Annotated in this window: 25 protein-coding genes; 10 read left to right on the forward strand and 15 right to left on the reverse strand. The window is 54.0% G+C overall.

Annotated elements, in window-relative coordinates; all coding sequences use genetic code 11:
- Positions 1-35 precede the first annotated feature (35 nt).
- Positions 36-656 carry a DUF4136 domain-containing protein gene (locus QWY20_RS01365; protein ID WP_330127241.1) on the reverse strand — a complete coding sequence of 207 codons (621 nt, stop codon included), beginning with the start codon at positions 654-656 and terminating at the stop codon, positions 36-38.
- 338 nt (positions 657-994) lie between these two features.
- Between QWY20_RS01365 and QWY20_RS01370 the strand changes: the two genes are divergently transcribed.
- Together QWY20_RS01370 and QWY20_RS01375 are read left to right on the forward strand one after the other, a co-directional pair.
- A complete protein-coding gene (locus tag QWY20_RS01370; RefSeq protein ID WP_330127242.1) occupies positions 995-1555 on the forward strand; it encodes a TMEM165/GDT1 family protein in 561 nt (186 codons plus the stop codon).
- Positions 1556-1562: 7 nt separating this feature from the next.
- Entirely contained in the window at positions 1563-2042 is a 480-nt protein-coding gene (locus tag QWY20_RS01375) for a GNAT family N-acetyltransferase (protein ID WP_330127243.1), read from the forward strand.
- An 8-nt stretch (positions 2043-2050) separates the two neighbouring features.
- Here QWY20_RS01375 and QWY20_RS01380 read toward each other — a convergent pair whose 3' ends face one another.
- The gene (locus QWY20_RS01380) at positions 2051-2479 is read right to left on the reverse strand and encodes an Lrp/AsnC family transcriptional regulator (protein WP_330127244.1); all 429 of its coding nucleotides are present in this window, start codon (positions 2477-2479) and stop codon (positions 2051-2053) included.
- A gap of 156 nt (positions 2480-2635) precedes the next feature.
- Here QWY20_RS01380 and QWY20_RS01385 point away from each other — a divergent pair, with 156 nt between their 5' ends.
- The 7 genes from QWY20_RS01385 (at position 2636) to QWY20_RS01415 (ending at position 10661) form a co-directional block, all read left to right on the forward strand.
- Positions 2636-3844 (forward strand): aspartate aminotransferase family protein, encoded by a 1209-nt coding sequence (locus tag QWY20_RS01385; RefSeq protein ID WP_330127245.1) that lies wholly within the window; start codon positions 2636-2638, stop codon positions 3842-3844.
- A gap of 6 nt (positions 3845-3850) precedes the next feature.
- On the forward strand, positions 3851-4888 hold the full coding sequence (astA, locus tag QWY20_RS01390) for an arginine N-succinyltransferase (protein ID WP_330127246.1): 1038 nt from the start codon (positions 3851-3853) through the stop codon (positions 4886-4888).
- An 81-nt stretch (positions 4889-4969) separates the two neighbouring features.
- Complete coding sequence (locus QWY20_RS01395) at positions 4970-5773, forward strand: DUF1338 domain-containing protein (RefSeq protein ID WP_330127247.1); 804 nt, start codon at positions 4970-4972, stop codon at positions 5771-5773.
- A gap of 147 nt (positions 5774-5920) precedes the next feature.
- Positions 5921-7381, forward strand: coding sequence for an FG-GAP repeat domain-containing protein (locus tag QWY20_RS01400; RefSeq protein ID WP_330127248.1), 1461 nt, complete (start codon positions 5921-5923; stop codon positions 7379-7381).
- A 90-nt stretch (positions 7382-7471) separates the two neighbouring features.
- Positions 7472-8413 carry an OmpA family protein gene (locus QWY20_RS01405; RefSeq protein WP_330127249.1) on the forward strand — a complete coding sequence of 314 codons (942 nt, stop codon included), beginning with the start codon at positions 7472-7474 and terminating at the stop codon, positions 8411-8413.
- Between the two features lie 128 nt (positions 8414-8541).
- Complete coding sequence (locus QWY20_RS01410) at positions 8542-9483, forward strand: ABC transporter ATP-binding protein (protein WP_330127250.1); 942 nt, start codon at positions 8542-8544, stop codon at positions 9481-9483.
- Entirely contained in the window at positions 9480-10661 is a 1182-nt protein-coding gene (locus QWY20_RS01415) for an ABC transporter permease (protein WP_330127251.1), read from the forward strand. Before QWY20_RS01410 ends, QWY20_RS01415 begins: the two co-directional genes overlap by 4 nt.
- A gap of 58 nt (positions 10662-10719) precedes the next feature.
- On the opposite strand, the gene QWY20_RS01420 is transcribed toward QWY20_RS01415, so the two are convergent.
- The 13 genes from QWY20_RS01420 to QWY20_RS01480 form a co-directional block, all read right to left on the reverse strand.
- Positions 10720-11583: a D-amino acid aminotransferase gene (locus tag QWY20_RS01420; protein WP_330127252.1), complete on the reverse strand. Its 864-nt coding sequence runs from the start codon at positions 11581-11583 to the stop codon at positions 10720-10722.
- 8 nt (positions 11584-11591) lie between these two features.
- Entirely contained in the window at positions 11592-12431 is an 840-nt protein-coding gene (locus QWY20_RS01425; protein WP_330127253.1) for a DUF4392 domain-containing protein, read from the reverse strand.
- A complete protein-coding gene (locus QWY20_RS01430) occupies positions 12431-13384 on the reverse strand; it encodes a 5-oxoprolinase subunit C family protein (protein WP_330127254.1) in 954 nt (317 codons plus the stop codon). The genes QWY20_RS01425 and QWY20_RS01430 overlap by 1 nt, the downstream gene beginning before the upstream one ends.
- Positions 13381-14067, reverse strand: coding sequence for a 5-oxoprolinase subunit PxpB (gene pxpB, locus QWY20_RS01435; protein ID WP_330127255.1), 687 nt, complete (start codon positions 14065-14067; stop codon positions 13381-13383). The genes QWY20_RS01430 and pxpB overlap by 4 nt, the downstream gene beginning before the upstream one ends.
- 5 nt (positions 14068-14072) lie before the next feature.
- On the reverse strand, positions 14073-14801 hold the full coding sequence (locus QWY20_RS01440) for a 5-oxoprolinase subunit PxpA (RefSeq protein ID WP_330127256.1): 729 nt from the start codon (positions 14799-14801) through the stop codon (positions 14073-14075).
- A gap of 11 nt (positions 14802-14812) precedes the next feature.
- Positions 14813-15604 (reverse strand): putative hydro-lyase, encoded by a 792-nt coding sequence (locus QWY20_RS01445; protein ID WP_330127257.1) that lies wholly within the window; start codon positions 15602-15604, stop codon positions 14813-14815.
- A 145-nt stretch (positions 15605-15749) separates the two neighbouring features.
- Complete coding sequence (locus tag QWY20_RS01450) at positions 15750-16616, reverse strand: DMT family transporter (RefSeq protein ID WP_330127258.1); 867 nt, start codon at positions 16614-16616, stop codon at positions 15750-15752.
- Between the two features lie 91 nt (positions 16617-16707).
- Positions 16708-17469: a substrate-binding periplasmic protein gene (locus tag QWY20_RS01455; protein ID WP_330127259.1), complete on the reverse strand. Its 762-nt coding sequence runs from the start codon at positions 17467-17469 to the stop codon at positions 16708-16710.
- Positions 17470-17561: 92 nt separating this feature from the next.
- Positions 17562-18677 carry an SO_0444 family Cu/Zn efflux transporter gene (locus QWY20_RS01460; RefSeq protein ID WP_330127260.1) on the reverse strand — a complete coding sequence of 372 codons (1116 nt, stop codon included), beginning with the start codon at positions 18675-18677 and terminating at the stop codon, positions 17562-17564.
- The gene (gene zntR, locus QWY20_RS01465) at positions 18671-19111 is read right to left on the reverse strand and encodes a Zn(2+)-responsive transcriptional regulator (RefSeq protein ID WP_330127261.1); all 441 of its coding nucleotides are present in this window, start codon (positions 19109-19111) and stop codon (positions 18671-18673) included. Before zntR ends, QWY20_RS01460 begins: the two co-directional genes overlap by 7 nt.
- A 109-nt stretch (positions 19112-19220) precedes the next feature.
- Positions 19221-20078 (reverse strand): CopD family protein, encoded by an 858-nt coding sequence (locus QWY20_RS01470; RefSeq protein WP_330127262.1) that lies wholly within the window; start codon positions 20076-20078, stop codon positions 19221-19223.
- Positions 20079-20080: 2 nt separating this feature from the next.
- Positions 20081-20536 carry a copper resistance CopC family protein gene (locus QWY20_RS01475; RefSeq protein WP_330127263.1) on the reverse strand — a complete coding sequence of 152 codons (456 nt, stop codon included), beginning with the start codon at positions 20534-20536 and terminating at the stop codon, positions 20081-20083.
- A gap of 103 nt (positions 20537-20639) precedes the next feature.
- Positions 20640-21047, reverse strand: coding sequence for a hypothetical protein (locus QWY20_RS01480; protein ID WP_330127264.1), 408 nt, complete (start codon positions 21045-21047; stop codon positions 20640-20642).
- A 160-nt stretch (positions 21048-21207) separates the two neighbouring features.
- Here QWY20_RS01480 and QWY20_RS01485 point away from each other — a divergent pair, with 160 nt between their 5' ends.
- Entirely contained in the window at positions 21208-21600 is a 393-nt protein-coding gene (locus QWY20_RS01485; RefSeq protein ID WP_330127265.1) for a hypothetical protein, read from the forward strand.
- The last annotated feature ends 69 nt before the right edge of the window (positions 21601-21669 follow it).

A 21669-nucleotide genomic window follows, 5' to 3' on the forward strand; every position in this document is an offset into this window, starting at 1 on the left:
CAGCCCGCAGGCTGCTTATGCATGGGGCAATACGATTATTGCCGGGTAGGGAAACGTTGAAAAATCAGTGCGACTGTCTCATCGACTGCTTGCTTTGGATTTCTCAGTGCTTCACGGGTTAAGCGGCCTTCCTGTACGCCTTGCCAAATCAAACGATTCTGCGCCGCATCCACTAAATCGACCCGCACGGTGCCTTGCTTGTAGTGCACGGTTTCAATATCGGACTGATAAATTGGGAAGCCTAAATGCCAGGCTGAGCGATGACCAAAGCGACCAAAGCCGACGTTGGCGCGGAACGGGCTGGTGCGGATATCGGTTTTATCTTCAGTCATCGACGCAAAGTTCAGCAGTAACTGAGCGTTGTCCGGCTGATAACGGTAGCCCAACGCTTCCATTTCACGGCGCAGTGCTGATTTGAAGTGATCGGTCAGCAGGCTCTGGTACTCTTCGGTATTGGTGTCCGGATTGGTGAAAAAACCAAACGTCTGATACTGACTAAAGTTTACGTCACGGGCATAGTCTATGCGTGGCTCAGGCTTGCTGGCACAACCAGCCAAGACCACAACAGCCAGCAATAGACAAAAAGTCGAAACAAGCAGACGAAGCTGTGATTTTTGCTCAGAGACTGCCTGAGTAGCTTTTACATAATTGGACATAATCAACTCCTGCAACGCATTCATTAGCTTACTTTATGAGACACAAGCAAGAATGGTTTAGTTCTCGCCCACAATTTATGCTAACAGACTACAACTGAACCTGTGCTTAATCCAGTAAAAGCGAGGCTTGCATCTGTCTTTTCAACGGGCTAAAATGCCGCCGCGCTTGGGGGAGTAATCGGCCAGACTGGCGTTGTTGTCAACATCCTTGTGCCTCATTGCATATGGCAACAACATTTGCAGCTTTGCTGCAGACTGATGAGACCTGAGACATGCCACAGACCCATAGCGGGAGTCTGTCGTATGTCTTTGGTTGATGTTCCCGCTGAGTAGTTTTGATGGATGCTTTTCTTGCTTCGTTCACTGCAGTGGCTATTGCCGAAATTGGCGATAAAACCCAGCTTCTTTCCTTGTTCCTGGCAGCTCGTTTTCGCTCCAAATTAGCCATTATCGCCGGTATTCTGGTGGCTACCTTATTAAATCACGCGGCTTCGGCCTGGCTGGGTGTCTGGGTGGCGCAGTTTATTCCGGCAGGCTGGCAGGGCTGGTTGCTGGGTGGCTCCTTTATTCTGGTCGCACTCTGGCTGCTGATCCCGGATAAAGACGACAGCGAGGATACCGGTGTGCTGAAATTCGGTGCCTTTATGGCCAGCTGCATTTTGTTCTTTTTAGCGGAAATTGGTGATAAAACCCAAATTGCCACCGTGATCCTGGCCGCGACTTTTGAGGATGCTATCTGGATGGTGATCTGGGGCACCACCTTTGGTATGCTGGCTGCCAATGTGCCTGTGGTGTATGCCGGTAGCTGGCTGATGGAAAAAATCTCGCTGGATTGGGCCCGTCGTGCCGCCTGCGCCATTTTTATGCTGTTGGGCATTCTGACGATTATCAATTACTAGGAAAGCTATGATCGATGTAAAAGCAGTCAACTACCGGGATCCAGACCAGGCGCAGCAACTGGTGTATTTGCTGAACCAGTATGCGCTGGACCCGATGGGGGGCGGTGAGCCTCTGTCGGAGGAAGTTCAGGCCCATCTTGCCAAGCGGTTGGCAGAGCGCAGCGATACCTTTAGTTTTATTGCCTATGTCGATGGTGTCCCTGCCGGCCTGGTGAATTGCGTGGAAAACTTTTCCACCTTTGCAGCAAGGCCCATTATGAATATTCACGACATTGCTGTGCTGCCTGCCTATCGGGGGCAGGGGCTGAGTACCGCATTATTGCAGGCAGTGGAGCAACTGGCCCGCGCCCGCCACTGCTGCAAACTGACGCTGGAAGTGCTGGAAGGCAATACCATCGCCAAAGCCAGCTACCAGAAATTCGGTTTTGCCGGCTACGAACTCGATCCTGCCATGGGGCAGGCGGTGTTCTGGCAGAAAAAGCTCTAGGGCGAGCCCTAGCGCTTAAATTTGGTTTCCAGGATCACCGAGGAGTTGGTCCTTTCCACCCCTTCCAGATTGCCGATATCGTCCAGAATATGGCTCAGCTGCTCGGTATTTTGCGCCTGCACGATGGCAATCAAATCGTACTCACCGCTGATAGCATACAGCGCCGATACCTGTGGCATGTGTTTTAATTCCAGATTGGTGCGGGCAGTCAGCTTTTGCCGCACCTTAATCGACACATGGGCAGATACCTGTTCACTGAGAAAGCGACTACCCAGCTCCACCGTATAGCCCTGGATCACGCCTTGCTGCTCCAGGCGTTGCAGCCGGTTCTGGATGGTGGTGCGCGATACACTAAGGGCCCGCGCCAGATCCGACACGCTGGCCCGGCCATTGGTGCGCAGAATTGCCAGCAGTTGTTCATCTTCAGGGCTTATCATTTTGACACCTTAATCAATCAAATTGTCCGAATAATCGGTGATTTTGTACAGAATGATACTGCAAAATGGCAGCTATGGCGATTAGACTGTGACTACATTTTCCGGCTCTCTGCCAATCCGGTTCTTAACCGGACGAATAACGACATGAGGTTTCCCATGCAGCAAGTAAACAGAGCTCTTTTCGATGAGGTGATGGTACCCAACTATGCGCCGGCTCAGATGATCCCGGTCAAAGGTGCCGGCTCGCGCGTTTGGGATCAGCAAGGCAAGGAATACATCGACTTTGCCGGCGGCATCGCGGTGAACTGTCTGGGCCACTGCCATCCGGCCCTGGTATCAGCGCTAAAAGAACAGGGTGAAAAGCTGTGGCATTTATCCAATGTGCTGACCAACGAGCCAGCCTTGTTGCTGGCCAAAGCCCTGGTCGATGCGACTTTTGCGGAGAAAGTCTACTTTGCCAATTCGGGTGCTGAAGCCAATGAGGCGGCACTGAAACTGGCGCGCCGTGTTGCCAAAGACAACCATGGTGACGAGAAGAACCAAATTATCGCCTTTAAACAAGGTTTCCATGGCCGTACGTTCTTTACGGTGACTGTGGGCGGGCAGCCAGCCTATTCCGATGGCTTTGGCCCGAAACCGGAAGCCATCGAGCATGCGGAATTCAACAACATCGACAGCTTAAAAGCGCTGATTTCTGATCGCACCTGTGCCGTGATGGTTGAGCCACTGCAAGGCGAGGGAGGCGTAGTGCCAGCTGATGTTGAATTTATGCAGCAGGTACGGGCGCTGTGCGATCAGCACAAGGCCTTGCTGATTTTTGATGAAGTGCAAACTGGTGTCGGCCGTACCGGTGAGCTCTATGCCTATATGGGTTTAGGTGTGACGCCGGATATTCTAACCACAGCCAAGGCCCTGGGGGGCGGCTTCCCGGTTGGCGCTATGCTCACCACCACCGCCATCGCCAAGCATCTGGTGGTCGGTACTCACGGCTCTACTTATGGCGGCAACCCTTTGGCTTGCGCTGTGGCGCTGGCGGCACTGAACACCGTCAATCAGCCGGAAGTGTTGGCTGGCGTAAAAGCCAAAGAGCAGCTGTTTCGTGATGGTTTGTCTCAGATCAATGAAAAATACCAGGTGTTCGCTACCATTCGCGGCCAGGGCTTGCTGCTGGGCGCAGTGCTGAACGCCGATTATGCCGGCAAAGCGCGTGATTTTATGGTCGCGGCTGCCGAAGAAGGCCTGATGGCGCTGGTGGCCGGAGCCAATGTGGTGCGCTTTACGCCATCGCTGGTGATCCCGGATGCGGATATCCGCGAAGGCCTGGCCCGCTTTGAGCGTGCGGTTGCCAAAATCGTACAGGGTTAACAACGGATGCTGGTTATTCGCCCTATTCAAAGCAGTGACTTTGCTGCGCTGCGTCAGATCGCAGAAGAGTCCGGCCCGGGTTTTACTTCCTTGCCGGTCAACGATGGTCGACTGCAGCAAAAAATTGCCCACTCTGAAAGCAGTTTTGCGCAGAGTGTCGAGCAACCAGGCCAGCAGGGCTATTTGTTTGTACTGGAAGATACTGCATCGGGCGATATTGTCGGTACCACCGGTATTGAAGCGGCGGTGGGGCTGGAGACGCCACTGTATCACTTTCAGCAGAATAGGGTGATGCACCACTCGGCCGAGCTGAATGTGTTAAATCAGCTGAAAACGCTGACGCTTTGCAACGACTACACCGGTGCCTCGGAGATCTGCACGCTGTTTTTGCGCCAGAGCTACCGCACCGGCTATACCGGGCGCTTTTTATCCAAGGTACGCTTTTTGTTTATGGCCGAGCATCCGCAGCGCTTTGCCGAGACAGTGATTGCCGAAATGCGTGGTGTTTCGAACGGCAATGGTCAGCCGCCATTTTGGGGCTGGTTGCAAAAGCTGTTTTTAACCATCGATTTTCCGGCCGCTGATCATCTGATTGGGATCGGTAAAAAGGCGTTTATTGCTGAGCTGATGCCGCGTCATCCGATTTATGTGGGCTTGTTACCGGAAGAAGCACAGCAAGTGATAGGCCAGGTACATGAGCACACCAGGCCGGCACTGAAAATGTTGCAGCAAGAAGGCTTTATCCATCGTGGCTATGTCGATTTATTCGATGCCGGCCCCACCATCGAAGCCCGTCTTGGTCAGATCCACTCCGTAGCCAGCAGCCTGAAGGTGCCGGTACGGGTGGTCCCCAAAGTTGAGCCTGGCCAGATGTTGGCAGTCAGCAACACGGAGACCCAGGGCTTTCGTGCCAGCTTCAGCGACCAGGCCCGTTTTGATGAGCATCAGGGCCTGTTGTTGATCCAGCCGGAACTGGCCGATGCACTGCAACTGTGCGATGGCGAGCTGGCCCGCTTTATTGTGCTGGAAAAAGGCCGTCGTTAAGCCGGTATTGATTGAAATCAAATTTGTTATACTAGCTGCCCCGCTGGGGCATCCTGGAAGTTAAGAAGTAAGGTGAGCGTCATGCATAGCAACGTCAATGAGCTGTTTGAAAATCTGTGGCAGAACTACCTGGAAGTAACGCCTTCTGCCAAGCGTGTCCACCAGTTGCTGGGAAGCTCTCAGCAAGCGGACATCATCAATGACCACATCGCCTTACGTACTTTCAACCTGGAAAAAATCGGGTTGGAAAAGCTGGCCGCGCATTTCAAAGCGGTGGGCTACGAAGAGTGTGGTGAGTACCATTTTGCAGCGAAAAAGCTGTATGCCAAGCATTTTGAGCATCCGGATCGCAATCAGCCAAAGGTCTTTATCTCTGAGTTGTTGCTGGAGCAGTGCTCTGAGCAGTTGCAGCAGATAGTCGGTGAGCTGGTTGCCCAGATCCCGGACGATGCGGTGACTGCCGATAACTTCCTGTACTCCGGTACCCATTGGTCAATGGATCATGCCACCTACGAAGCACTGCTGGCAGAAAGCGAGTACGCGGCCTGGATGGCTGCCTGGGGCTTCCGTGCCAACCACTTTACCGTCAGTGTTAATGCGCTGGAAAATTTTGAGACGCTGGAGCAGGTCAATCAGGCACTGAAAGACGGTGGCTTCCTGCTGAATACTTCTGGCGGCGAAATCAAAGGCAGCAAAGAAGTGTTGCTGGAGCAATCCTCCACCCTGGCTGATCTGATTACCCTGCAGTTCAGCGATGGCCCGGCCACCATTCCAAGCTGTTTCTACGAATTTGCCTGTCGCTACGAAGTGGCGCCAGGCATGTTGTATACCGGCTTTGTTGCGGCTTCTGCCGATAAAATCTTTGAGAGCACCAACGCCCGTTAAACCTCAGGCGTACAAGCTATCCTGCCACGCCGGGTGATCCATCACCCGGCGTTTTTCGTTCTGTTGTTCAGTTGTAATTCATTGTGCTCTTTTTAGGCTGCATGCTACCTTTGATGCTGAATCCCTGAACGGCTGGATGCTAACTTCATGATCAAACAAAAAATAAGCGCCTTACTGCTGACCGGCATGCTGAGTGTTGGTGTGCTTCAGGCAGATGAGCTGACGCTGGAGCGGGTGCAGCTGCAACTGGAGCACCCGGCTAATGGCAGTTTGCTTAAAATGCCAGAGCAGCCTTATTTGCTGGTATCGGGGTTTAATCAGTATCAGCGCTGGCTGAGTCTGGTCGATACCGAGAACTACAGCGTCAGTACCTTACCCATCCCAGAAACGGCCCAGTTTTTCAGCAAAGCTCAACTGGCGGGCTTCGAGCTGCCGCAGCTGGTGTTTTGGGGCACCGATGGTTTGTACCGTATGAGCCTGCCCGATGGGGAGTATCAGCCACTGCTGACGGTATCTTCCGTGCATCGGGTGCTGGACCCGGTGCGGTTGCGCCAGCGCACTTTTACGCTGGATTTGGGGAGCGAGCTGGCTGATTTTTTTATTCCGGACTTTACCAGTTCGCATTTGTTACGCCAAAACGCGGATGGCAGCTTCCGGCACTATGAATTGCAGCTGCCAAGCCGCATCCAAAGCTGGCAAAGTAACCGGTTGGATTACCAGCCCCGGCGCCCTTTTGTGGTGGATAGCAATGGCAATGGCCGCAAAGACTTGCTGGTGGTGGAGCAAGGGCGTTTCTGGGTGTTTGAACAGGCCGAAGATGGAAGCTTTGCCACAGAGCCAAAAGTCTTGGACTGGCCGGTGCCGTTATCGACAGAGCGTACCCTGGATCAGCGCAACGATGCGGGCCGCAGCTATCAGGGACAGCAACTGGATCGGTTGTTTGATGTGCGCGATATGAACGGCGATGGCATTGCTGATCTGGTGATGGAGCGGGAACAACTGGCCGATGCGCTGGATCGCAGTACTGAATACCGTATTCATTTTGGGCGTCTGAGTGAGCAGGGGCTGACCTTTGCTGCCGAGCCGGATACCCGGGTAAAAACCGACAATGTGCCGATTGATGTGGTGATTGGTGATTTTAATGGCAATGGCCGGCAGGATTTTTACATCCCCAACACCAACATCGGGGTGGGCACCATAGTACGGGTGTTATTACGCGGCAATGCCAACCTGGATGTGGATTTCTTTCTGATGAATGAGCAGGGGCGTTATGGCAGCCGGGCTGATTTGCGCCAGCAGGCGCGGGTGGATGTGAGCATCAGCAATGTACGCTTTGATTTGCCGTTGTTTCAACTGGCCGATTTAACCGGCAGTGGTCAGAAACATCTGTTGGTTGGTGAAAGTGGCCGTTTGCGTTTATACAGCCCGGATAGTGGCCGTTTATTCAGCCGGCGCAGTGAACGGCTGGAGCTGGATGTACCGCGTGACAGCAGCCGGGTTCTGATCACGGATCTTACCGGCAATGGCAAAGACGATCTGGTGCTGCCGTTTGATGCGCAGGATAAACAAGAGCACAGTAATCAGCTGCATTTAATCTTTAGCCGTTGATTTATAAATTACTATTTATTATCATTAATTTTTTATATTTACAGGGATGTATTCATGATTAGTTGTTTTCGATGGCTTGTTGCAGGATCGATGTTGCTTGCTATTCCAGCTATAGCGGACATTGAAGGGGCGGAGGATCACCCGCTATTATCCCGTTATCCTGGTTCTGAAATCCGTTCTTATTTTCAGCGGGACTTTGATTCTATTTTTCTGGCAATCGGGCCTATGCCAGTACAAAGCTCTGCTGATCGGATTCCTGAAGTGAAAGAGGTCTTTGGCCGAGCTACTGTTATCAACTATCGGGTAGCTGATCCGGCGGTATCGGTGCTTCAGGTTTATCAAAACTACATGGTAGCTTTGCAGCGGTTAGGTTTTAACGCTTTGTTTGAGTGTCAATCGATGCAATGTGGCCGCCAATTTACCGGCGGAATTCATGAACGAGCTGCCATCAGTCATGCCAACCGTAATCGTTTTCGCACTTTTAATGTGTATGAACATCGACAGGACGTCCGTTATTGGTCTGGGCAAGCGTTGATTGACCAACAAGCAGTCCATGTTGGTTTGACTGTGTTTCAACGAGCAGCAACAGAGCCTGTGTTGGTGATTCTACAAATCGCCGAAGCGGCTGAGCTGGTAACCGATAAAATACAGATCAATCCAGAGGGCATGCATCGTGCCATTGCTCAACAAGGAAAAGTTGAACTGGAGGGGATCTTATTCGAAACCAACAAAGCTACGCTGCAAGCCAGTTCAGCTGATGTGGTCGCAGTGATAGGCGATTACCTGAAGCAACATCCTGATGCCAATTTCTATGTGGTTGGCCATACCGATAATCAGGGCGCATTCGATTACAACCTGCAACTGAGTAAGCAAAGAGCTCAAACCGTGGTGTCAGCATTGATACAGCAACATGGTATTCAAGCATCAAGGCTATTGCCATTTGGCGCAGGGCCGGTTAGCCCTGTAACCAGTAATCTGAACGAAGCAGGCAGGGCGCAAAATCGCCGTGTTGAGCTGGTGCTTCGGGATTAAATCTTTAAGACATGTTTCAAGTTTTGATCTTTTCCGGCCTTTATATTTGCTAACATTTTTTTGATGGGCTCTAGCCTGATGCAATGCTAGCCTTGGTGCTGTTTTGTAGTCAGGCAAGGAGCTTTACAGTGCAACTTCACGTTGAGACAGTAACCAAGCAGTACGCCACGGTGACCGCGGTCAATCAGGTCAGTTTCCAAATTCAAAGCGGCGAAATTTTCGCGTTGCTCGGCCCGAACGGAGCCGGTAAATCCTCCATTATCCGTATGTTGGTAGGAATGACCAAGCCTGATACCGGCAGTATTTCAGTGTGTTATCAGGACCAAACCTTTCATCATGTACCACGGCGCTTGCTGGGCTATTTGCCGGAAGACCGTGGCCTTTATGGTGATAAGAGTGTGGAAAAAAATCTGCTGTTTTTGGCGCAATTGCATGGACTTGGCAAAACAGAAGCGCTGAGCCGGATGGATCACTGGCTGGAGGTATTCGAGCTAACCGAGCGTCGGCACGACGATTTAAAGCAGTTGTCCAAAGGCAATCAGCAAAAAGTACAGCTGATTGCCGCGGTACTGCATCAACCAGCTTTGGTCATTCTGGATGAGCCTTTCTCCGGACTGGACCCCATCAATCAGGAAAAAGTGGTCGATTTCCTCAAGCAACTGAAACAAAACGGCATGACAGTGATATTAAGTGCGCATCAGATGGCGATGGTAGAAAAACTGGCCGATCGCATGGTGCTAATGGCCAAAGGCGAGGTGGTGCTGGCCGGTACCCTGGCCGAAATCCGTCAGCAGGCGCAGCCGGAGGTGCAAATCCAGCTAAGCAGCAAAGAACCTTTGCCGGCTGATTGGTTGCGCAGCTTAGAGGCGGTGACCACGGTGGAGCTGCCCCAACCGGAGCAGGCGCTATTGACCTTGCAGCGGGATGCTGAAGTGGGACCTGTGCTGCAGCAACTGCTTGGCCGGATTGAGCCGGAGCAAATTGCCATGCAGAAACCGGATTTGCATCAGCTGTACCTGAATGCTATGTCCAGGCATCAGCGACAAACGCCACAGGAGGTCGCGGCATGATATCCCGTCAAAGTCTGATCGTTGCCCGCTGGGAGTTTCTGCGCTTTTTTAAATGGAAGCAACAGCTGATTTCCTATCTGTTGATGCTGGCCGTGATGGGGGGCGTTTTTGCCTGGGTCTATCTGACTGATGAGAGCCGGCAGCAATACCGTATTGCAGTGCCTGTCAGCTTTGCTGTGCAAAGTACCGAGCAGTTTGAGTTTCAGCGCCCCAGCATTGAGCTGTCGCAGCAATTGCAGCAACTGCACGATCACCAAACCTGGCATGCTGTTGTAACTTATCAGGACGACAGCTGGGTGCTGTACACCGGAGCCAGCAGCAAATGGCTGCCGCAACTGGAGCAGGTACTGCAAAACCATTTTCAATTGCAGCGGGCCGGTGATTTTGGTTTAACCGATGCGCAGCTAACCGCGCTGCAGCAGCCAGAGCCAATAGTGCGCAATTTTTTGGATGATGACTTTAAAGGTGAAGACACGCCGGAAAAAATGATTGCCTTTGCCGTGTTGATTTTATTGCTAATAGGCTTAAGCACTGCCTTTGGTCAAATTCTGATGAGCATTACCGGCGAAAAGCAGCAGCGGGTGACCGAGCAGCTGTATGCCATCCTGACCCCGCAGCAATGGATGGATGGCAAGGTGCTGGGGCATAGTTTCAGTGCCCTGAAAGCCATGCTCACCACTACACTGGTAATGCTGGTGTTTTTCCTGGTGGTCTCCGTGCTGGTGGCGGGTGAAGCCATGGACTTAAGCTGGTTGAACTGGTGGGTTATTCTCTGGCTGATCCCATTTGCGTTGGCCGGCGTTTTGCTGTGTGCCTGCTTTATGGGGGCTATTGCCGCCTCTATTGATGATCCCAATACCAGCGGTAAAGGCGTGGTGATGATGGTAACCTGGCTGCCGCTGCTCTTTACCTATCTGGTGATTGATAGCCCGTCTGGCTGGGCCATGACGCTGCTGAGCTGGCTGCCGCTTACCTCCTTTGCCGCCATGCCGGTGCGGATGTCGATGGTGGAGGTGCCCTGGTGGCAACTAAGCTTGTCGCTGGCACTGCTACTGGCTGCGGTGTACTACATGCGCCGGCTCGGTGGGCGGATTTTCCTGCGTGGTATGCAAATGTACGGCAAAGAGCCAAGCTGGGGCGACATCATGCGCTGGGCATTAAGCCGTAAGGGCGATTAAGCGTTTTGCAAGAGAGCCCGCAGCAGCGGGCCCTTTCGTTCACGCGGTTTGCTAACGCTTAATACTCGTATTTATGGGCGCTAAACAGCGTCTGCACATCCAGCCAGATATCGCCGGGCTCGCCATCACCAACCCATTGATCGTTGATTTGCACCACGGGTGCGACTTCTTTGCTGGAACTGGTTAACCAGACTTCATCGGCGGCCAGCACCTCAGCCCGGCTGATTGCGCGCTCTTCCATCGGGTAATTGCTGTATTTGCGCAAAATCGCCAGCAAAATCAGTCGGGTAATGCCAGGCAGCAGCTCGGTGCTCAGTGGGGGGGTAGCAATCACGCCGTCTTTGACCACAAACACATTGCAGGCAGCTGCTTCGGTCAAAAAGCCTTCGCGGTTAAATAAAATGGTCTCCTGCGCGCCCTGAGCGTAGCCTTGCTGGTAGTGCAGCACATTGCCAAGCAAAGAGGTCGATTTGATGTGGCAGCGCTGCCAGCGCAAGTCGTCGGCGGTGACCACCCGGTAGCGCGGCGCTTTGTCTTTATCGGCTATGGGAGCCGGTGGTATTTCAAACACAAAAGCAAATACCGTCGGCCGGATATTGGCCGGAAAGGCGTGATTGCGCTTACTGTCAGCGCCGCGGCTCACCTGCAGATAAACCCCCAGGTTCTCACCCATGCTCTGGTTTTTCGCCAGCAAATCCGTCAGCAGCTGCTGCCAGTCGGCCAGGCTAAGGCCAGCCTCAATGCTCAGTTGCTGCAGACCGCTTAACATCCGCTCCATATGAGGCGCCAGGCCGACAAAACGGCCCTGGTAGGACGGCACCACTTCGTAGATACCATCGCCAAATAAAAAGCCACGATCCATTGGCGAGATGCGGGCCTCAGCAGCCGGCAGAAAGTCCCCATTTAAATACACAATACTCATAGTCATACTCAGCTAAAGCCACAGAGGGCGCGTAAAGAGGCAATAACAGCAATGCCTTCACTGGCATCCAAGCTGTCTTCGGTTAAGGTATTCAGGCGGCTGACACCATCGACACTGCCGCGGTCGGATAAATACTGCAAAATACGCAGCGGCTGTACTTGCGCCAGCAAATCCTGCTCGCGCCAGACGCTGAGCAGCGCAATCAGGCCATAAGCGCCCCAGTTGGACACATCGGCCAGCAAGAGTTCATCGCACTCGGTCGCCGCCGGAATAATGTTGAGCTTGCTGACGGCGGTGTTGATATTGCCCATGCCAATCTCATTGCCGCCATCGCCGATGGCCAGGGTGGGGCAGGCAGCCAGATGTAAAAAATCATCGAAGCTGGCGCAGCGGGCACTGATGTCTTCGCCCCGCATATTGTAATACTTGCCGTCCCGGGCCCGGCCGGGGCGCTCAATGGAGATCACGGCTTGTGGCTGATAATGCAGCAGGGCTTCGGCCGCCAGTGCCGCCAGATCTTGCTGACTGTTGATGGGCAGTGGATGGCAATGGTAATCGGTTTTTAGCACCGAGTAGAGCGGATCGCCACACACCAGCACAGGTCGGGCGCCTAGTTGCTGCAAGCAATCGTACAAGGCAATGGCACCAACCGGGCCATCGGTTTCAAAGGTATCTGCGACCGGGAAGCCGGTGCCGATAAAAATCACCCCCTGGCACTGGTTCAGGATACGAGCCGCGCGTAGGTAATAGCCGGGGCGCAGCGCCTGTTGCAGCTGCTGCATGCCGCGTAAATTACGCCCGACCAGCAAGTCTTCAATCTGACGACTGAGTGACAGCAATGACTTCATCAAAGCACCTCCAGTTGGCTGTGTTGTTGCCAAAAGCGTTGTTCCTGCAAATGCAGCAGGTTGTGTGCCTGCTCGATGCTAATGGCAGCAAATTGCAGCTCAAAGCCAGCCGAACGTTGTGCCAGTTGCCAGCAATCGAGCGACAACACCGAGCCAAGCTTGGGGTAGCCACCAAGCGTTTGCCGATCGCTCAGCAGTACAATGGGCTGACCATCCGGTGGTACCTGTACAGCGCCATAACAGATGCCTTCTGACAACATCTTGCTGCGCTGGCAGTGCAGTGGCGGGCCCTGCAGCCGGCAGCCCATCCGATCGGATTTTGGTGATATCTGGTAGGGGTGCAGATAAAAGCGTTGCCGCTCTGCGACTGAAAAATCCTCGCACTGATAGCCTTCAATCAGGCGCAATGTCAGCGGGCTCTGATAATCCGGCCAGAAACGCTCGGGCAAGGCAAACAGCTGCTGCGAAGCCATGGCCGCAGCTGGTTTTGTCAGCGGCAGTAATTGCCCGGCTTGTAGCTTGCCGCCATCCAGGCCACCAATGCCTTCGCGCAGCACCGTAGCGCAGCTGCCAAACTGCTCAGCCACCCTAAAGCCACCGGCTACTGCCAGGTAAGCTCGTACGCCAGCAGTGGCCATACCCAGCTCAATGCGATCGCCTGCTTTGATGGTATGGCCTTGCCATAAAGCTTTTGGCTTGCCGTTGATGCTAAGCGGCACAGCCGCACCGCAGACGGCAATTGCAGTATCTTGTTCGGCGCTCAGTTGCAGGCCGCCGAGTGTGATTTCCAGCGCGCAGCTGCCAGGCGTATTGCCAAGCAAAGCATTGGCCCAGCGAAAAGCATGGCCATCGGCCGGGCCTGCCGTGGTCAGGCCGAGCCGGCTTTGACCAAAACGCCCTTGATCCTGCAAGGTGCAAAGCAGGCCGGGTTGCTCAATACGAAAACCGCTCATAATACGCCTCCAAGGCGCAGAAACTCGACTTTGTCGATGGCGGTAAAGCGTACCTGATCGCCCACTGCCACCGGCATGCTGGGCGTTTTGCTTGGATCAAACAGCTGCAGCGGGCACAGGCCCAGCAGATTCCAGCCACCAGGGGACTCGGCCGGATAGACCGCCGTCTGGCGATCGGCAATCGCTACGGCACCTTTGGGCACTTTGGCGCGGGGACTGTCCAGTCGTGGGGTGGCCAGGCGTTCATCCACTTCGCCCATGTAAGCAAAACCAGGCGCAAAACCTATCGCATACACCTGGTACAACGGCGCCTGATGCAGCTCAATGACTTGCTCGATGCTCAGTTGATGCAGCTTTGCCAGCCGGGTGAGATCCGGCCCGCTTTCTTCACTGTAATACACCGGCAACTCGACCAGTTTGCCAGCCTGCTGGCTTTCACCGCTTTGCGCCGCCAAGGCCTGTCGGATCCGAGCTTTGACCAAAAAATGATCCGTCTGCAGCGGGTTGTAGCTGACCAGGATAGAGGCATAGGATGGCGTGACATCCAGCAACACATCGGCTAATGCCTGTTCTATTTGCTGGCAGGCAGCAAGCACCCACTGATTGACCTCGGCCGACATCTGCTGCGGCGGGTAGAGGATCAGGCTGCTTTCACCGGCAATCTGAATGCTGTAATCAAGCATAACGACTAGCCTTGCAACAACTGACGAATATGTTGCACTTCGGCAATGGCGGCTTCGTTATCACCATGCACACAGAGTGTATCGGCTTGAAGCGCGAGGCGCTTGCCACTTTCCGTGATCACCACGCCTTCATTCACCAGCAATAGTACCTGCGCCATCACTTCGGTTTTATCCAGCACGGCACCTGGCTTGCTGCGCGGCATCAGCAAGCCATCATCGGTATAACGCCGGTCGGCAAAGGCTTCAAACAGCAGCGAAATACCCAGCGCCTTGGCATCGGCCTGATGCTTTGCCTGTTCGGCTGTGGCCAGCAGCATCAATGCCAGCGGTTTGTGGTAGCTCTTAATGGCTTTATACACCGTTTGCAGAATGGCAGGGTGGCGCATCATATCGTTGTAGAGGGCACCATGCGGTTTGACGTAGCTCAGCTCAAGCCCATGAATTTGCGCCATGCCATCCAGCGCCGCGATTTGATAATGCAGCAGATTCACCAGCTCTTCGGCTGAGCAGTTCATTGAGCGGCGACCAAAGCCTTGTCGATCCGGGTAACTGGGATGAGCGCCGACTTCAACCCGGTAGTGTTTGGCCAGTGCTAAAGTGCGCTGCATCACGTCGGCATCACCGGCATGAAAACCACAGGCAATGTTGGCCATATCGATGTAAGGCATCACGCTGCTGTCCATGCCCATGGTCCAGCTGCCGTAACTTTCGCCCAGATCGCAGTTTAATTTCATGCTTCCTCCGGCTAAAACAACGCCAATTTTGAATTTGGAATATCGGTCACCAGCATGCAGCCCGGGCTGTGGGTAATACAAAATTCTGGTTTAGCTTCGGCAATGGCCAGTTGCGGTGTGACGCCACAGGCCCAGAACACCGGCACTTCGCCAGGCTTGATGCTGACCGCATCGCCAAAATCCGGCTGAGTTAAATCGGCAATGCCAATGGCGGCCGGATCGCCAAAATGCACCGGTGCACCATGCACCTGCGGAAAGCGGCTGCAAATCTGAATGGCGCGAATGGCATCGGCTGGTTTCATCGGCCGCATACTCACCACCATGGGGCCACTGAATTTACCGGCGCTTTGGCAGCGGATGCTGGTGCGGTACATCGGCACATTGACGCCTTCGGTAATATTCCGAATTTCCAGCCCATCGGCCAGCAGGGCTTCTTCAAAGGAGAAGGAGCAGCCCAGGAAAAACGTGACCAAATCATCGCGCCAGAGCTCGCTAATATCTGGCAGCTCGTGCACCAGCTCGCCGTGGCGAAACAACCGGTAGCTTGGTAAGTCGCTGCGAATATCCAAATCGGCAGCAATGGCCGCAATGCCGGTATCACCGGGTTGGGCGGAAAGCGCAACGATGGGGCAGGGCTTGGGGTTGAGCTGACAAAACTGCAGAAAATCACTGGCATCGGCTTTTGGCAAGATCACCATATTGGCCTGCACAAAACCAGCGGCCAGGCCCGAGGTATTGCCGCTGTGCTGTTGCCGCCGGCAGGCCAGGCGCACATCTTTGGGGTGACTGCTTTTGCTTAACATCAACGTCCTCTCAGGCATTCCGGATGGCTACAACCGATAGCGCTACTTTATTATGAATAATCTATTTACTCAATAATGAGTGAGCAAAATAAATTATTCGTAACTGCTTTGGCAGGTGCTTTTATACTGAGTGCTAAGCATAGCATTATGCCAGCAACAGGCCGACCCCCAAAAGGGCGGCTAAGGTCCAGCGGATACTGCCTGTTGGGATAGCATCGCCCAGCAGTTTGGTCAGCAGCAATGATAACACGATGCTGGTTGCCAGTAAGGTTTGGGCGATGGCGGCTTTGGTGTGGCTAAATGCCAGCATTTGCAGCAACATTGCTGCGGTGGTACCGACCAGGGCGGCAGCCAGCAATACCAGCCAGGGGCGCCAGCAAAACGCTGGGCGTGGCAGAGGGCGTTGCCGCCACAACAGCATCAGTACCAGGATAATGGCCATGCCACCGAGAAAGCGCCAATTGCTGGCTTGCAGTACAGAGATCTCAGTGTGCAGAAAAATATCCCGGCTAATCACAGCGCCAATGGCCTGACAGAGGGCGGCCAGGGCGGCAAACTGAAGCCCTGACCAGTTCAGCGGGCTGTCGCTGCTTTTGCTGCCGGCCCGCAGCACCCGCTCTACCGCCAGAAAAATCAGCGCCATACCGAGCCAGTGTTGCCATAGCAGCCATTCGCTCAGCCACAGCATTGCCAGCAGGGCGGTGATTAAGGGCGCCAGGGTTTCAGCTACCAGCAGGCACTGGCGATCACCCAAACGGCGCAGCGCTAAAAAGAAAAAGGTATCGCCAAGGCCTATGCCAATAGCGCCGCTTAGTAGCAGCAAGGCTTGTTGATAGGTGGTGAGCTCCGTTGCAGGCAGCAAGAACCCCAGTGGCAGCAATACCAGCAAGCTAATCAGGCCTTTCCAAAAGTTCAGACTGATGGCATTGAAGCTGGCGCCAAGATGGCGATAGAGCCGGGCGGCCAGTGCCCAGCAGCAGGCGGTCAGCAGGGCAGCAATTTCTCCGGTCATGCAGGCTCCGGGGGCATGAAAAAGCGCAGCTTAGTGCTCGTGTTGGCAAAAAGCAAGTCGCTTGCTGTCAGGGGAAACGCTGGTAGCAGGCTTATTCTACCGCATCCAGGTCGACCCGGAATCGTTCGACCTCGCCGCTTTCTACCAGCTGCTGTACCGCTTGTTGCAGTTCGGGCAGCAGATGTTGATGCGGGCTTTTTTTGGACAATGTCAGATTGACCGTTCGATTGTGCCTGAATTGAAACTGATAGCTGGCGCGTTTAAAGCGCTGGTGAAAACGGGGATTGTGTTGAATCACATTGATGGAGCTTTGTGCTGGCCCTATCATGGCATCTGCTTTGCCAAGCAATACCATGGCAAAAGCGTCATCCAGGGTGGCTGCTTTTATCAGGGTTAAGGCATGGTCCGCCAGCAAAGTTTCTAATTCCTGGGTATAGACATAATCTTGTACCACAGCGATACGCTTTTGGTTGAGCACGTCACGGCTTGGGATATCTGCAGACTCCTGCAACAGATAAATGACTTCGGGCTTGGCTTCATCATAGGGAATAAAGTGCATAAAGCGGGCGCGCTCATCGCTGTAATTGAGGCTGGTCATTAAATCGGTCTGACCCAGCTCCATCTGACGCAGGCAACGGGAGAAAGGGGTGTTGGGGCTAAAGCGAAGTCGAATGCCGGCGCGCTTGGCGATGGTTCGCATCAAGTCGACGGTTGGCCCATAAGGGTCGCCGTCGTCCGGATAAAAATGCCAGTAAGGATGATCGTCCAGACACCACTCCAGCTCGGGTGGCTCTGCGGCACTGATCCAAGGTACCAAGCTGAGTAAACACAGTATCCAGCCGAATCGTCGCATCCGTTCTCCAGCATCCTGTTGGTGATTTCGGTCCGTCCTATCATACGCCCGTTAACATTTGCAATGCAAGCGCTTCCAGTATTGCGCGTAACTTAGTGGCTGGCTGAGGCTAGTGAACGTTTTTGTTGCCATTGCTGCCAGATGATCCGTAGGATCAAAATCACCAGCAATCCAGCCGCAGCCAGCTCCAGCCAGTCAGGCAATACCGAATGCTGATGCTGCATGGCGCCTTGCACCGAGATATCAAAATAATCCAGTGCGGTATCGAGTAACCAGCCGAAAAATACTGACATGACAATAACGCCAAATAAGTAAGCTGCCAGCGCGCGCTTGCCCAGTTCTTTAAGCACCACACTGATGGTGGCAATGTTGGTGGCAGGACCAGCCTGCATAAAGACCAGAGCGGCGCCGGGGGAGATGCCCATCATCATCAATGCAGCGGCTATGGGGGTGGAAGCTGTAGCGCAGACATACATCGGCACTGAAATCAGCACCATCAACAGCATGGTCCAGATGCTGCTGCCGTATTTGGCCAGCGCATCCATCGGCACCAGGGTTTGCACCAAAGCGGCGAAGAATAAACCAATCATCAGCCACAAATAAAAATCGCTCAGCAGCTTGCCGGTACTGTACTGCAACCCCTCTTTGGCTTGTTGCCAAAGTTTTTGTCGCCGGGTCAGCTGGGCTGCTGGTGCTTTTTTAGAAGCGCAGCAAGCTGGTTTGACTGGCTCTGGCTCTGGAGTGGCTGGGGTTTTGCTGGCGCAGCAGCTTTTTACTGCAGCAGGCTTGGCAGCTTGTTGATCGTGCTCGGTGGCTTTCCCTACTAAGAGCCCTGAGGTAATGGCACTCAAAATAGCAGCAACAGGCCGCACTATGGCCATCAGCGGGCCCAGCAATACATAAGAGACTGAAATCGAGTCGACGCCGGTTTCCGGGGTGGCACTTAAAAACGCCACGGTAGCTCCTTTGCCGGCACCGCCACGACGTAGTTGCATCGCTGCCGGGATCACACCACAGCTGCACAGGGGCAGTGGGGCGCCCAGCAAAGCGCCTTTTACTACAGGTTTGACGCCATCGCCCCCGAGCTGGCGTTGCAGCCAGTCCATTGGGATCCAGGCTTTCATAATAGCGGCGACCAGCAAGCCCACCAGCAGCCAGGGCGCGGACAGTACAAATAGCTGCCAGAAGTTGTCGATAAAACTTAGCATGACGCTTCCTCCTGATGTGTTTCAGGCTGCGCCGGTTTGCCTTGCTCCAGCGCGGTTAAAATGGAGCACTCGGTGGCACTTAAAGCTCCGCCGCAACAGGCCTGATCCAGCTTCGCCAATGCCTGATAAAATTGTTCCAGCTCAGCGATTTGCTGGCGAATGTCCTGCATTTTTAACTGCACCTTGTCTTTGACATCGGCGCACTGCCAGGCGGCTTTGTTGTCTTCAATCAGCAGCAACTCGCGGATTTGTTGCAAACTAAAGCCAACACTTTTGGCGCGCAAAATAAAGCCCAGCCGCTGGCTATCGGCGTTACTGTACAAACGATAACCGGCATCCGAGCGCGCGCTAGGGCTTAGTAATTGCTGTTTTTCGTAAAAGCGGATGGTATCGACACTGACACCGTATTGCTTGACCAGCTCACCAATTTTCATCGGGTGTTCTCCTGCGTTGCGACGGCCAGAAATGCCAGCAAGGGGCACTTCTGAATGAGCACTCAACACAGTATAAACCCTAGAGCTAGCTCCAGGGTCAAGAGGGGTGTTAAAAAGACCAGCCAATCACTACGGTCACCACAGCGGTGATGGCAAGAATAACAGCTGCCAGCAGCATTTCTGCGGCAATGGCCGTTTGCAGCTTTTTAGGATTGGGTGTTTGCTGTAACGCTGGTACCAGCTTGAGTTTATTCAGTGCGCCTAAACTCATCAAGGCCGCCACCAGCAGCATCTTTACCAGCAGCAGCCGGCCATAGCTGGTGGTCCACAGTTGTCCTGGTTCGGACAGCAGCAACCACAGCATGCTGGCGCCGCTCAGCAGCAATAGCAGCAAGATCCCAATCATGATCTGACCAAACTGATGCAGCAGCGCATGCAGCTGCATGGTTGGACTGTGGCGGCACAGTAGCCACAGCAGTGGCAGGGAGCCTACCCAAAGGCCAACAGCCAACAGGTGTGCTAGCAGCAGCAACTGCCCAAGCAAGCCAAAGCGCAGCAGATGGCCGCCTTGCAAGAAACCGAGCAGCAGCAACAGCAGGGCCAGGCCCTGCAGCAGAGCTGGCAAGTACTTTACTTTGCCAAACAACAGGCTAAGCAAAAGCAAGCCAAAGGCTGGCAGTTGAAAGCGCAGCGCTTTTCCTGCAGCATCCGGCCACAGAAATTGCATCAGCTCCCAGTCAAACATGCCTCCAAAGCCTGCCATCGCCATCGTTCCTACCTGCAGCAGAAAGCCGCTTAGCACGCTAAAAGCACCCAGGCCAAACAGCAGTGCCTGGCCAGGCCGGCTTAGCGGTGCGTTAAGCCGGTGCTGCTGTGCCAGCCAGTTGCAGAACAACAGTCCCAGCGTGATGGCCGTGCACAGATAGAGCAGAAACCGGCTGGCGGCAGCCAATTCCTCCCAGGTCATGCTTAGCTGCCCTGTAACTGCAATGGCAGCAAGCTGGCATGGTGGTGATGGTGGTGCTGGTGCTCATCCGCTTCAGGTTGCTTGCCAGGGGATGCTTCGGTTGCATCCGGATCCAGGGTAAAAGCAATCTCGCCACTGACCCGATGCCCATCCGCACCGATGGCAGCCCAGGCAAACTGGTAGCTGCCAGCTTTCAGGGCCGGCAACTCAAACTCAATGTGATCGGTGGCTTCGGTGTTGCGGCGAAAGCCAAATTCAATGGCCTCTTCATCCAGGGTCAGCTCCAGCGATAACATCCGCACCGGATCACCAAAGTGCAGCATCACCACTTTAGGGGATTCTGTGAGCACAGCGTCCTTTGCCGGAATGGAGAACATCAGTGGGGTATGGGCCAAAGCTGCAGTGCTTTGCAGGGCAAAGAAGAACAGGGCCGCCATCAAGCTGGTTAAAGTTTTCATCATCATTTCCTTCAAAAATTTAGTTGGTTTTGCATGGGGTACAGCAGCAGATCTTGGTTTTCACCAGGACCGCTTAGCTAAAATGGGTTTAAAGCCGAATGTATTAGGAGGCTTTGGGAGGTTGGGTGGCGCGGCTTAGCAAAACGCTTAAGTCAATAAAGTCCGGGCTAGGGATGGGATCCGTTACCGGGCCAGGTTGAGAGGAGCTCTGATCAACTGCGGGCGTGGCGGTGACACAACAACTGGCGCACAGGCTGCAGATGGAGGTCAGACCCTTGGTGGTAGTTTCTGGCTGAGGTGCATCCGCCTGGTGGGGCAATGCCGCTGTGCTGTCTAAAGGTTCAGCATTGGCTAACTGAGCAGAGTCGTTATCACTGAGCGGGGCATGGCTAACAACCTGCTCGCTGGCAGATTCTGCCGGGTGGTGCCCGATATGACAGCCTGCCATAGCAAAGCCGGCCACACTTTTCAGCAGCAAGGCAGCAATCAGCAGCAGGGCAGTACAGTGCATGGTGGTACCCACAGATTCAACACTTTTTTACTCTAGCGCACTTTTTAAAGGCTGACAAACATTCCAGGGGCAGCTATTCAAAGCGACTGTGCTGTTGCAATTTTTGACAATTTCGCCCAGGCAGCGTACATTAAGCGCATCTTCACTCTGGTGACTGCATATGCTTAGCACACTAGTACAACGGCAAAAAATCTGGGCCATCCCGATGATGGTCAGCCTTGCTTTGTCCTGGTGTTTGCTGTTTTGTGGCCAGTTGTTTGCAGCCAGCCATGGCGCAGAGTTGCAAGCGGAAGTGCCTTCTTGCCATGGGGTTGTGATTGAAGCCCAGGTGCATGAACTCTTGCCAGAGCATGATCTCTGCTCTGGCTGTGCGCTCGATGCAGTGCAAACGGCAACACCTGAGCTGCCTGCAGTGGTGCTGTGGTTGCAGGCTGTGGTTGAGCCGGTGCTGGCTGAACTGCCTGCTGAGCAACACAGCCTGTATCTGGCGCAAGGCCCGCCTTACCCCCGAGCGACCCCGCTTTATCTGGAAAAATCCTTACTGTTGATCTGAGTGCTGCTGATTATCTGAACCTTGGCTGCATGCTGTGGCATGTGGTTGCTCTGGCGTTTAATCTGGCAG

The organism is Alkalimonas cellulosilytica, from assembly GCF_036325985.1.
GTDB classification, from domain to species: Bacteria; Pseudomonadota; Gammaproteobacteria; order Enterobacterales; family Alteromonadaceae; genus Alkalimonas; species Alkalimonas cellulosilytica.